Origin of the sequence: Methylicorpusculum oleiharenae (assembly GCF_009828925.2) — a bacterium.
Lineage (GTDB): Bacteria > Pseudomonadota > Gammaproteobacteria > Methylococcales > Methylomonadaceae > Methylicorpusculum > Methylicorpusculum oleiharenae.
Window position 1 is genome coordinate 3397522 of the sequence record NZ_WUTY02000001.1, and the last position, 12540, is coordinate 3410061.

At 47.2% G+C, this 12540-nt stretch carries 7 protein-coding genes and 3 pseudogenes; 2 read left to right on the forward strand and 8 right to left on the reverse strand.

The annotated features are described in order from the left end of the window. Positions 1–371 precede the first annotated feature (371 nt). Positions 372–539 carry a hypothetical protein gene (locus tag GO003_RS15400; protein ID WP_206444702.1) on the forward strand — a complete coding sequence of 56 codons (168 nt, stop codon included), beginning with the start codon at positions 372–374 and terminating at the stop codon, positions 537–539. On the opposite strand, the pseudogene GO003_RS15405 reads toward GO003_RS15400, so the two are convergent. The 8 genes and pseudogenes from GO003_RS15405 to GO003_RS15440 all read right to left on the reverse strand — a co-directional run. Continuing rightward, positions 516–1073: pseudogene (locus GO003_RS15405) on the reverse strand (IS30 family transposase); the annotation flags it as partial. The gene GO003_RS15400 and the pseudogene GO003_RS15405 sit on opposite strands and share 24 nt — an antisense overlap. Positions 1074–1111: 38 nt before the next feature. Continuing rightward, positions 1112–2401 (reverse strand): ISNCY family transposase, encoded by a 1290-nt coding sequence (locus tag GO003_RS15410; protein ID WP_407942112.1) that lies wholly within the window; start codon positions 2399–2401, stop codon positions 1112–1114. Between the two features lie 66 nt (positions 2402–2467). Next, positions 2468–2872, reverse strand: a complete 405-nt coding sequence (locus tag GO003_RS15415; protein WP_159658034.1) for an IS30 family transposase — start codon at positions 2870–2872, stop codon at positions 2468–2470. A 125-nt stretch (positions 2873–2997) separates the two neighbouring features. Further along, the gene (locus GO003_RS15420; RefSeq protein WP_159658033.1) at positions 2998–3135 is read right to left on the reverse strand and encodes a hypothetical protein; all 138 of its coding nucleotides are present in this window, start codon (positions 3133–3135) and stop codon (positions 2998–3000) included. A 67-nt stretch (positions 3136–3202) separates the two neighbouring features. Beyond that, positions 3203–3340, reverse strand: coding sequence for a hypothetical protein (locus GO003_RS15425; RefSeq protein ID WP_231089019.1), 138 nt, complete (start codon positions 3338–3340; stop codon positions 3203–3205). 944 nt (positions 3341–4284) lie between these two features. Then, a pseudogene (locus tag GO003_RS15430) lies at positions 4285–4977 on the reverse strand (IS630 family transposase); the annotation flags it as partial. A 239-nt stretch (positions 4978–5216) separates the two neighbouring features. Next, positions 5217–6215 (reverse strand): annotated as a pseudogene (tnpC, locus tag GO003_RS15435) (IS66 family transposase). Between the two features lie 988 nt (positions 6216–7203). Beyond that, positions 7204–11481: a DEAD/DEAH box helicase gene (locus tag GO003_RS15440; RefSeq protein WP_159654743.1), complete on the reverse strand. Its 4278-nt coding sequence runs from the start codon at positions 11479–11481 to the stop codon at positions 7204–7206. Positions 11482–11634: 153 nt separating this feature from the next. Here GO003_RS15440 and GO003_RS15445 point away from each other — a divergent pair, with 153 nt between their 5' ends. Continuing rightward, complete coding sequence (locus GO003_RS15445) at positions 11635–12405, forward strand: S1 family peptidase (protein WP_159654745.1); 771 nt, start codon at positions 11635–11637, stop codon at positions 12403–12405. Positions 12406–12540: the final 135 nt, after the last annotated feature.

Sequence of the window (12540 nt, forward strand, 5' to 3'; positions counted from 1 at the left end):
AATGTGAGACGGCTTTAAGTCAGGTGCAATTAATGTGAGAAAAAGTGATTTTATAAAATCAATTAATTCGAGACGGAAATTAAGGATAAGTGCAAGAAATTGCGATTATGAAATCAAGAAACTACACCTACATATTGATTCTGGCGAATAAACAAGCGAGAATCCCTGACTGATCATCGGGAGGGTGGTGGGGAAATCGTGCAATCCCTGAGGCTAAAAGCCTGTCCGGCAGATAGAGTACCCCACTATCTGCACTTGCTAATGTAGTTCGAACGGTATCTTAGGCCTAGAGCCTGTATGCATAAGGTTGAACATAGCGGTGTATCTTGATCAATAACTTTTTTTGAAATTTAAAAAACACGGATAAGGCTGTGATTGAAAAAGATTTTAATATCGTCATCGGCGCAGATATTGCCAAAAAGAAATTCGATGTTGCTTGCCTTTTGGAAGGAAAATTTAAACATAAAGTCTTTACCAACGACGCCGTTGGTTTTGCTGATTTTGTCGCATGGTTTTTAAGCGGCGAATTCAACCCATAAATGCAACACCCAGCAAATTATAGGTATCAAGCCCGCCATTTTACAAAATACCTCCCAAGGTGTTTGGTAGTTTAAGGTTTTTCTAGGTTTATGGTTAAGCCCAGCTAAAGCTTTATTGGCATCGGCTTGGGTTACTTGATCCAGCGGCTTAGCTTTCGGAAAATATTGCCTCAATAAACCGCTGTGGTTTTCATTTAAACCGCGCTCCCAGGAATGATAGGGCTTGGCAAAATAGGTTTCACAATTCAATGCCTTAGCGATGTCTAGATGCCGACAAAATTCACGACCATTATCAAAAGTGATGGTGTGGACAAAAGCAGCGAAAGGCTTTAGGGCTTCAATAATTGCGTCCTTGGCCAACCCGGCCTCCTTGCGGATAATGGGAATGACGAGGTTCAGCTTGGACACTCGTTCGGTTAAAGTGACTAAAACCCCTTTATGACCTTTGCCTATGACCGTATCGGCTTCCCAATCACCTAAGCGGGTCTTTTCAGCCACTATGGCAGGGCGCTCGTCAATGTCTACGCGGCCAGGAAGGGTGCCGCGATAGCAGCAATTCCCATTTTAAAACCTTACGTTTTTCTAGGTATTTGATTTTCTCCATAGAGCATGAACCGCATCAAATGCTGCCAATTATCAAAAGGCATAAATTGAAGTAAGGTTCGGAATTGTTCGAAGAATGTCCGCCTGGAAGGTGCGGCATTGCGGACGGCACGGTAAGCCTCGTCGAGCCATTCAAGCACCGTATGAGTGAGGAAAGCCAATAAGTTGAGGGTTGCCAAGAAGTTGGACAACTGCTGTTTGCCGTGGGCAAAGTTATGCTCGAAATGATAGCCATGGTTCTTGAGGACATTGTTGTTTTCGTTCTCTATTTTCCAACGAGCGCGGCCCGCGGCGACCATCTCGATCACATTGTGTTCGTCGAGAGTGTGTGACGTTGCCCAGGCATTGCGGTAGACCACTTCTTGTTTGGCATTGAGGATCGTCACTTCGCACCAATTAACCATTAATGCATCGTCGCTATTGCGGAGAGGGACTTGATTGAAATACCGATAGCGTTCGGTCAATCGTTGTTTTCCGTTCCAACGGCTTTTCTCGAGCGTTTGAATCTCACCGATTCGGGTAAAATCGTCGAGCCATTCGTACAATAGCTCATGCGAATCAGGCTTGCAGACAAACAGAAAAGCCATGTTCTGCGCCCGCACGGCCTCACAAAACGGCTGGTGACAATATAAATCGTCACCCAGCACCGTAATGCCGCGGGGCGCGTAATGAGGCCCCCAATTCGTCAGCCAGCGCTTGGCCGCCGCCAGTTCGCAATCCTGTTTGTCCACGCCATCTTGGACGCGAACAAATTCCGGCGGCAAAGGCACTACCTGGCTTTGTCCGGGAGCCACAATGACCGGTGTCACCAACGTGTGACGGTATAAGGTCTGACCGTTTTTCAGCGTTTGTTGGGTACAGCATGGACAGGAAATTTTTTCCGAACTGAAGGAATCGGTGCCGTCCAGCGCCACCAACAAAGTACTGCCAACACTCACGAACGGCTTCAGGCAACCTTGTGTGTACAATCTGTCACCCACTTCGGCCAACACCGGATAGAGTGTTTCCGGTGCAATGGGATCCAGCAAGTTGCCGATTTGGCTGGTCGAAGGAATTTGATGAACACCAAAAATCGATTGTGCGTTATTTCGATTGTGGAGTTTTTCCATCCGTCGCTGATAATCCAGAAAAGACGGGCTTTGCGTGAAAAACACCGAGAAGGCACTCAGAACGGCATCTTCTATCCTGTATTTCTGATTGTTGCCGGGTTTACGGGAGTCCGGTAAGTCTTCGAAGGTGCGGCGTATCAGGTCAATTATTTCCAAGTCCATTTGTATCTACCGATGGCTTTATTAATGTTGCGATTGATTGATTTTAAGTGCCCCTTATTTTATCAGGGTTTTAAATTGGGAATTGCTGCCGCGATAGTCATTTTTACCATAACGTTTACGATAAGGCTTAGCTTGATGCCGCAAATGCTTGTATAGCTCACCACCCTTGGCTTTGTCCGCCAAGATAAAGCGATAAATCGTTTCATGGCTAACCGTCGGTTCATCCAGTAGTCTTAGGCGCCCTGAAATTTGCTCCGGACTCCATTTCTCTTCGATCAGTGGCGTTATCGCCTGCTTCATCGCCTCATCCAGCTTGATCGCTTTGGGCTTGTCGGCATGACGCCGTTCGGCTTTGATCTGCGCTTGCTGGTAACGGTACCCGCGTTGACCCTTATTTCGATACAGTTCTCGACTAATAGTAGACTTACTTCTGCCTATGTCTTTGGCTATCTCTTCCAGGGAAACTTTCTTCTTGGGTTAGATGGTTGAATGTTCTCATTGGACACCTCTTTAGTTTGTTGTTTTGGTAGACGGAAACTATACCATCTAGCCCTTTTAAGAGGTGTTGCATTTATTATATGAATTCAAGCATATTCGAAATCATATTTTTCCGGCTCACCCGGACTGGCAGGCAAAGGCGTTCGGGTTTCCATGATGTGCTGTTTACTGGTTTCGTCCATACAGACCAAAACCTCGTCATCGGCATAGGTCCGTTGATACACGTCTAAACATCCTCCATCGCACACACAAAATCAGCATTCGCTTTGGTTGGAATGCACCAACAGTCCTTTAATCAAGGCTTGAGCGCGTTTTTTTTAAGGTGAGCCTGACCGTTTCATCACTGATCGAATCGACTATCTGGCATTCAACCAGTTTGTCGGCCAATAACTGCATAGTCCACTCTGCTCGTCCTTCGGGTGTCTCCATACAGGCTGTTGCAACCAGAAAAGCTCCGCTGCACCATCCAGCTTTTTGGGGCGATGACGGAGCTGTACCTTTGGATTTAAGGCTGACGCCAAGCCTTCTTCCACAAAACATTGCCGAACTCGTTCCATGCTTCGAGTGCTTATAGTTAGAGCTTCCGCAATGTCATGATCTGTTTTGATTGGAATAGCGCCAGATTCATCACATTGCAAGAGAATTCGAGCATGGGTTTTGTTTCCGGGCCGCTAGTCGACTTTTGTTAAGTAGTCCTTTTAATTCTTGACGTTCAACCTCGGACAATTTCACGCGATATTTTTGGCCGGCATAGAGGAATTTTTTCACTTTCATTATGTTGTTATAGGAAATTGATAGATTACATTAATTGTTCGTCAAAACAAAATTGGCACACTTCTAGAGCGAAATTCGCGCCGTGTTTGATTTTTTTACAAATTGGAGTGCTGGCCTAAAAATTCACATCTTTTAACTAGCTGGTTTGGGTGCGTTTGAGCACGCCCAAAAATGGGTAAAAAACAGGCCATAAATAACAGGTGCTTTATGGGTATTAATATCAGGTGTTTTTTGTGGGTAAAAATCATGTAAAACTCGCCTGTCAAAACGTTAAATGAGACCCCTAAAAATGGCTACATTTGGGGTGCCTTGTAAAAGATGAAAAGCCGATCTCCCATATGTATGTTACTGACTAAAAAATCCAAGTCTGTAACACGCGTCAGTAATACGCGTCATTAATAAAAATTACTGACGCGTATTAACCTGGAAATATAGGTACTATATTAGTACCTAAATTGATACCTAAATTAGTACCTAATTTGATACCTAATTTAGTACCTAATTTAGTACCTAATTTAGTACCTAATTTAGTACCTAATTTAGTGCCTAATTTAGTGCCTAATTTAGTGCCTAATTTGATACCTAGTGGTCCACCAAATTCATATTGTCGGATACAGGGATTTTAATTTCACTCTGGCATCCTGAGTGGTGAATCGCCAATTTACACAAACGCCTTCCTGATTCCGTTTATCCTGCCAAGCTTTTATTTCTCGCTTCAAGGTATCTTGATCAGGTATGCGTCGGTCAAGACATTGTCGAGCCATAATGCCGATTTCTATTTCTGCCATATCCAACCAACTACCGTGTTTTGGGGTATAGTGAATTTCTAAACGATCCGCGATTCTTCGCGCTTCTTCCGGTTTGAAGGCGGTATAAAGTGATCCGAGCTTATGAGTGTTCAGGTTATCCATCACCAAGACTATTTTCTTTCTTTCAGGGAAATGTTCATCCACTAACTCTTTGATCACTTGCGCCCAATCCTCTTTCGTATGATGATCGGTCACTTTGACGTGACGCCATCCTTCAAGGGGTGCGGACAGCATAAACAGATTACTGACGCCATTACGTTCATATTCGAAATCATATTTTTCCGGCTCACCCGGCCTGGCGGGCAAAGACGTTCGGGTTTCCTTGATGTGTTGTTTACTGGTTTCGTCAATACAGACCAAAACCTCGTCATCGGCATAGGTCCGTTGATATACGTCTAAAACATCCTCCATCGCACAGACAAAATCAGCATTAGCTTTGGGTGGAATGCACCAACATTCCTTTAACCAAGGCTTGAGCGCGTTTTTTTTAAGGTGAGCCTGACCGTTTCATCACTGATCGAATCGACTATCTGGCATTCAACCAGTTTGTCGGCCAGAATATGCACTTATAATTGTTACGCATACTTTCGCGGTCAATCATCAGTGCTTGAGCGACTTGACTCACTTGCCAGCCACTGCCGAGCAGGTACACGGCCTTAAGGCGGTCCGCATTGCGCTTGTCGCTGGTGTGGCGTAATCTTTTAGCCCCCCCCCTGTTCCCATCACACCAAAACCGGTATCGGTAAACGAGGGGCGGGTTGGTTTTTACGGCGCTCGGCCAGTACCTCAGCAATAAACCCCCAGGGATTAACTTCTCTCAAACGCGCAGTATCAATTACGCTCGCCAGTAAGGCGACCACGCGACTGCCTTGTGTGGTCAGCGAACCAAAGGTGATTTTGCGCAGCAATACCGAATGCCGCAAACTGCGTTCCACCAAATTGTTGGTCAACGGATGCGCCGGTGTTTCGATCACGCGCACGATAGCCGCCCAGTCATTGTGAAATTCGCCAGCCAATTTACGGCTGTCGTCATGCCCGATGTCTCGGTGCGTCTCGCAGAGCGAGCGCAGCAAGGTCAGCAATTGTTGATTCTGCATCCGCAACGCATCGGGATCTTGCGGCGTCTCGCGGAGTCGATGAATGTTGCGCATCAACAGGATCATGGCCAATAACAAGGCTTCACCAAAGGCTTGCCCCTCACTGTCCAAGCACTATGACAGCGCCCGGGCCTTGCGGACGAGGTGCGCCCAACAACGTAAGCGCTTCGGAAAGACACGGTAAAAGCTGTAACCGTCGTTCATCAATAAGCCTCTGAAGGCTTCCCCTAACAGCTGGTTCACGATCAGGCGGTGGCGTTTTCCTACTTGATAAATCACCGTCTGTGCGCTGACAAAGACCCAGAGCCAAAATAACTGCCCGGCTTCTTTCCAGGGCGTTTCATCGATATGCAGGAGGGCGGCGGCCTTGAGTTCCGCAAGCAACTGCTTGTCGACGACAGGTGCAACGGCACGTCCCGCTTCATGAAGGCATTGATTGATGGTGCTGGTACTGAGGTCGATCCCCTGCCAATCCCGCAGAAAGGCTTGGATTTTGCTGCGCGATACCCGCAGGTACAAGGCGAGATAGACCAGAAAGCTTACCAGCCGGGGGCCGAACAGATGCCATTCGCTCAGTGCTACACCCCATCTGTCTTCGTCAGCGCCTCGCCCGAGTCCTGGCAGGGTAAGTCATCCGCCGACGGCACGGTCGAGTCCGGAGCTAATAAGTCGTCCGTTGCCGGCGCTTCTTTCGAAGGCTCGTCGCAGGGCGGGCTCGATTGCCATGGCTCTCGGGATGACGGCGGGCGCGAACTCGTTTCCGGGGATGCTTGAGACGTTCCCGGGCTTCTTTGAGATCCGCCAACAGCTGCTTACTCAACGGGCGCAGATCGTCCTCTGACAATTCATCCAGATAGTCCGTGTCTATTTGACTAAGATCTCGATCGCTCAGTGTCATGCCCTATAGCTTTTCATGTTTTGCTTGGGTGGCTACTTTTTAGCGGTGGGGGCTAAACGATTACGGTGTGGCGATGCTCATATTCCCGCTCATTGATTTCTTGTGGTGTTAGGTGGTAGAAATTTGACATAGCTTGATAATATATAAATCAGCTTGTTATCTGCCATATCCAAACCAAAATTTGATTAGCGAGAGGTATATTTATAGCTTCCGCAATGTCTTAATCTGTTTTGATTTGGAATAGCGCCAGATCCATCACCTTGCGAGAGAATTCGAGCATGGGTTTTTTTTCGGGCAGTTAGGAGGCTGTCCGAGATTACGATTTCCAATATTTTTATCACAATATATAGTGCTAAAAATTGAATAAATATACTACATATTGTGCCTCATTTTTCAGGATTTCTATTCTCGGACAAGCTCCTGGTCGACCTTTGTTAAGTAGTCATTTTAATTCTTGGCGTTTAACCTCTGACAATTTCACGCGATATTTTTTGGCCGGCATAGTGGAATCTATTCAATTTCATTATGTTGTTATAGGAAGTTGATAGATTACATTAATTGTTCGTCAAAACAACATTGGCACACTACTAGCTATGCCATCTAAATATTGCTTGATTTTAGCAGGACAAGACGGTATCTGCCGGGATGACGGCTCTCCCATGCATAATGGCAGTTCTTTTTTGAGATTTTGGGCAAACTTAATTATTTTGATTATTATGCTTTTTTGAGCAAGACATTTTTTAAGCGCCATTCCTCTTCGGGTTCGACGGCTTTAAGAAAGCTGATTTTACTCTGAGCTCCTGTTGCAATCGGTACGCCGTTCCGGTATAAAATTTTATGATTGGCTAAAGCCGGGATGCGTTGACCGGGGGTAATGACTCCGGTCAAATTGAGCGGGTCGGCGGCATTGATAACCACAAGATCATCCTGTTTTGCGTTTCTTCGGATGGCTCTTAACCCGTCAACGGCTTGCGGCAACGCAAACTGTTCGCCGGAAAAACCCTGTACAAACCGTCCTCCACGTAATTCGCCGCGTGCTTCCATTCTTCGAAATACATAGAGTAACTCCCGCCATGATGGCATGATCGATTCCATTTCCAGCACTTTTCTGAATACGACGCCATAGCGCCTGAGCAGAATTTTAGCGACATGTTCACAGTGTTCATAGCGATCATTATCCTGAGTCAAACCTGGCCTGATGAGAGACCAGCGTCCGGCAGCAGTAAAAGGATCGTATGACGGGTAACGCTTGCTGCGCCGGTGCAGGATTTTTTGCGTCGTAATGAGGGTGCGTAATCCTTGAAAACTGTCTGCCGTGATAAGCCCCCATGCCGCCAATTCAGCCAATCCTTCTTCAATTTGCGCTTTCAGTAAGCCTGTTTCGGCAGCCAAATCCTCAAAAAAACTGGCACCCCATTGCCTGAGGGTCGTGATGATTTTTTGTGCCGGACTGGAGAGTGCTGCCAGATCAGGGCTTGATAGCGGTGCATAAGCACGCCAGTGATCAATGTGGGGCCGCGCGATAAAACTGATGGACGTGCTTTTTCCGGCCGGATTTTTCCGGCGATTCTGAGTTTGAGGCGGCTGTAAACGTAACCAAATAATCTTTCCCATGCTGCATAATTGATCAAGATCGGATTTCTGATAACAGCGAATGCGTGAAGGTAATATGTCGGCCTCCCAGCTGACTGCTGGAAGCCCCAATCCCTCTAATTGCAATAGCGATTCCTGCAAAGCCCCGGCACCTTCGCCTTTGTCATCGAAGCGATGCCAGTGGAATAAAAAGCGCATAAAGTCAGCTGCCGGAACCGGTTCTATTTCGCTACGCAACTGTTTTAGCGTGTAGCGATGAATTCTTGCCAATAAACCGCGATCACACCATTCAATGCTATCTGACCCAGGATGGCTAAACTGACCTTGTATGGCAAAACCTTCAACCTGCAGTGCTTCAAGTGCCGCTTGAACCGTCTTGTTTTCAATACCGATTGATGCCGCCAGCGCGCTGGCGGTTACAGGGCCTAAACCTTCCATCCGGCTGCGTATGATATCTACAAGACTGTTCTCCGGTGTTTCGACTTCGTCTGGGATGGCGTTTATGACAGGTTCAAGTCGGGCATTGGGAAATACCTGCATCAGGGTTTGCAAGCGTTCAGCAGCGACCCACAGCCTTATTCCTGAATCCAGGGTGACTAAGGTAGCCCGTTGTGTTAGCTGAAGACTTTTAAACAATACGGGCCATGATTGATCAGGCAGATTAATTGATTCGTGGCCGTTCTGCCCCTCATTTTCTGTTATAAAAGCCAGCACCACCAACGCGTCATGAAGTTCATCAGGCGAATTGGCCTGCGGCCAGGCTTCCATTTTTACACGGGCAATGGCTTCCGGACTCAGCCGGCCTAAATCGCCCGCACTTTGAGGGTCGATAAAGCGTCGTTGCTGAACCGCCAGCGTTCGCCGTTCTTCTGCCGGTGCATCATCCAAAAACGCGTAAGGACGTGCATTCAATATTTCCAGGGCCAGCGGAGAGGGGGAGGTTAGATCTTTGGCAAGTACCTGTATGGTTTTTTGTTCGATTCCCGACAACAGTCGAATCAAGCCATCGATATCCATCAGTTCATGCAAACAGTCATAGAGCGTTTGATTGACTAAGGGGTGATCAGGAATAGCCCGGTCCCCGGCAATATTTTCCTGACAGGCCAGTTGATCCGGAAAAATGACAGCAATCAGATCTTCAGCATCGTTACGCTGAAAATAGGCAGGTACTTTTTTTCCGGCACGGTTACGGGGGACTGCCAAGGCCGTATTGGCAACCCACCGCCAGCGGGTCGGAAACATAGGGGCGGCAAGCAAGGCCTGAATCAAAATAGCTTTGACTGTCGCCGATTTAAGGTAATGCGCCGGTTCCTCCAGTGGAAAACTATGGGTAGGTCCCAAAGACAGCACAATAGCGTCTTCACCTGCGGCTGCCTGCAGTTCAAAGTTGAATGTCCGGCAGAAGCGTTTCCGCAAAGCCAGTCCCCACGCCCGGTTGATGCGTGAACCGAAAGGCGAGTGAATGACGAAATGCATATCGCCGGTTTCATCAAAAAAACGTTCGAATACGATTGTTTTCTGAGTAGGGATGATAGAAAGCGCTGCTTTTGCCAATGCTAAATACTGAACTAATTGGTCAGCAGCGGCAGTATTGAGGCTGATCGAATCTGTCAAATACTGATGCGCAGGCTGAATGCCTTGCTCAAGTTTATGATCGATAGCATCACGCAGATCCGACACTGCCTTGGAGAGTTCATCAGTGCGCCCCGGCGCTTCGCCAAACCAAAACGGAATATTGGGCGGCAAACCGTGCGCATCTTCAACATAAACCCGGCCTTGTTCGACTTTTAAAAGCCGATACGAGTTATTTCCCAGCTGAAAAATATCACCGGGTATACTTTCAAAAGCAAAGTCTTCGTTTAACGTGCCGACGAATAAACCCTCCGGTTGCATAATGACGTCATAATCGAATTGATCAGGGATCGCGCCGCCGTTTACGATGGCAGTCAACCGTGCGCCTTTTCTGGCTCTCAATAAGCCGTGAACGGCATCACGGTGCAAATAGGCACCTCGTCGGCCTCTTCGCGTGCTGTAACCTTCACTGAGCATTTTGACCACTTTCGCGAAGGTCTCATAGTCAAGAGTGTGATAAGGCCAGGCTTGGGTAAAGGCTTCATAAAGTGCTTTTTCCTGCCATTCTCGGCAAGCAACTTCGGCCACTATTTGTTGAGCCAAAACATCCAGAGGATGGTCAGGCAGCTTGATTTTGTCCAGTTCGTCATGACTGATAGCGATAAGCATCGCCGTACATTCGACTAAATCGTCGCGCGATAAAGGAAACAGCTTACCTTTGGGGGTAGCACTCAGGCGGTGACCGGACCGGCCGACCCGTTGTAATAGGGCGGCGATGCTGCGCGGAGATCCGATTTGACAGACCAGATCGACATCGCCAATATCAATGCCCAACTCCAATGATGCTGTCGCTACCAGCGCTTTGAGGCTGCCTTGTTTCAAACGCTGTTCAGCGTTGAGTCGATGTTCTTTGGCAAGGCTGCCGTGGTGAGCGGTTACATGATCCTCTCCTAATCGCTCGGCCAGGCCTGCGGCAAGGCGTTCAGCTAATCTTCTGGTATTGACAAAAATCAGTGTAGTCCGGTGTTGTTCGATTAAATCAACCAGGCGAGTATAAATTTCCTGCCATACTTCGCTGGCCATGATCGATTCCAGAGGCGATCCGGGGACTTCTATTTGAAGGTCACGCTGACGCTTATGGCCTGTGTCAATGATCTGGCAGGCCGTATTACGATTTCCGGTCAAGAATCTCGCCATGTCTTCAATGGGTTTTTGTGTGGCGGACAGACCGATTCGAACCACGGGCGCTGCGGTTAACTGGTCCAAACGCTCCAATGACAAAGCCAGATGAGCACCCCGTTTATTACCTGCAAGCGCGTGAATTTCATCGACAATGACGGTTTTAACGGTGCTAAGCATTAAGCGGCCGGAATCTGACGTGAGCAAAACATAAAGCGATTCAGGCGTGGTAACCAGGATGTGCGGAGCGCACCGTTTCATGGCATTGCGTTCTGACGTTGAGGTGTCGCCGGTGCGCGTTTGCACACGAATGGGTACATCCGGCAGACCATTTTCCAACAGCACAAACTGAATGCCGTCCAGAGGCCATTCCAGATTTTTATGAATATCGTTGGACAGGGCTTTTAAAGGTGAGATATAAAGTATCACCGTTTCGTCAGGTAAAGGTGATGCTATCCCTTGAACAATAAGCTGGTTGATTGCCGCCAAAAATGCGGCCAGTGTTTTACCCGAGCCGGTAGGTGCAGCAATCAGCGTAGCATGACCGGCTTGTATAGCTGGCCAAGCCAGCGACTGAACGTCAGAAGGCGCTGAAAAATGGTTTTTAAACCATTCTGATACGGCAGGATGAAAATTGTTTAAGCTCATTCAGCGATTAAACGATGGATACTCTGGTGTATTTATCCTTATCATCATATCAGCTAGCTGATTATTTCGAATAGGCTTCTGTTTATAACCCAATGAATCAAAGTTTATGATGACCTTTGTCCTCGTGACATTGTTTTATTCTTCAAGAGTATCATGCGCTTACACATAATAAGATTTTTCGCGGCTTTAATTTTATGGCTACAATTTGGCCAAACGCAAGCTGATGAAGTGCTGTCAGCGACAATAACCAGAGTTAAACCGAGTATTGTTGTCGTGGGTTCATTTCAGAAAACACGCACCCCTCGCGGTCTTTTTTTAGGCACCGGCTTTGCGATTGGTGACGGCACTTTGATTGCGACCAATGCTCATGTTATTGCCAAAGAAAAAGATTTAAGCCACAAAGAAGCTTTAGCGATATTCGTTCGAAGAGACGGTAAAGAAGAAATGGCTTTTGCCACTGAATTGAAAGTGGATCCCGTCCATGATATTGCAGTTTTAAAATTGGCAGGCAACGCCCGTTTAACCCCGATGGTTCTGGGCGATGCCGGTCAGGTTAAAGAAGGTCAAGACATTGCCTTTACCGGATTTCCAATCGGCATGGTTTTAGGGCTTTATCCTGTCACACATCAGGGTATTATTTCGGCCATTTCGCCAACAGTCATTCCCCAGTTAAGCGGGAAGTTATTAAGCTCGGATATGCTGAAACGCTTGCGAGAGCCCTATGATGTATTTCAACTGGATGCCACGGCGTATCCGGGTAACAGCGGTAGCCCGCTTTATGACCCGCAAACAGGCAGTGTCATTGGTATTATTAATAAGGTTTTTGTTCAGGAAGGAAAAGAGTCGGCGATCACAAAGCCCAGCGGCATAACCTATGCCATGCCGGTAACCTACTTGAAAAAATTATTAGATAACGTCGATTGAAAGCCACTCTTGAGCTATGCTTTTCAACATGCCTGAGCAATTGTTATCGCTGCTATAGAAAACAAAAACCTTTTAGGTTGCCGATGTTAAAATTTCATCTTCATTCAACTCTCATAAGCCGGTTCTTGCTGATAA

Bases quoted from the DNA above. Each gene is read 5' to 3' on its own strand.
- GO003_RS15425 (WP_231089019.1), bottom strand. From the start codon at position 3,340: ATGGAGACACCCGAAGGACGAGCAGAGTGGACTATGCAGTTATTGGCC.
- GO003_RS15445 (WP_159654745.1), top strand. From the start codon at position 11,635: ATGCGCTTACACATAATAAGATTTTTCGCGGCTTTAATTTTATGGCTA.
- GO003_RS15440 (WP_159654743.1), bottom strand. From the start codon at position 11,481: ATGAGCTTAAACAATTTTCATCCTGCCGTATCAGAATGGTTTAAAAAC.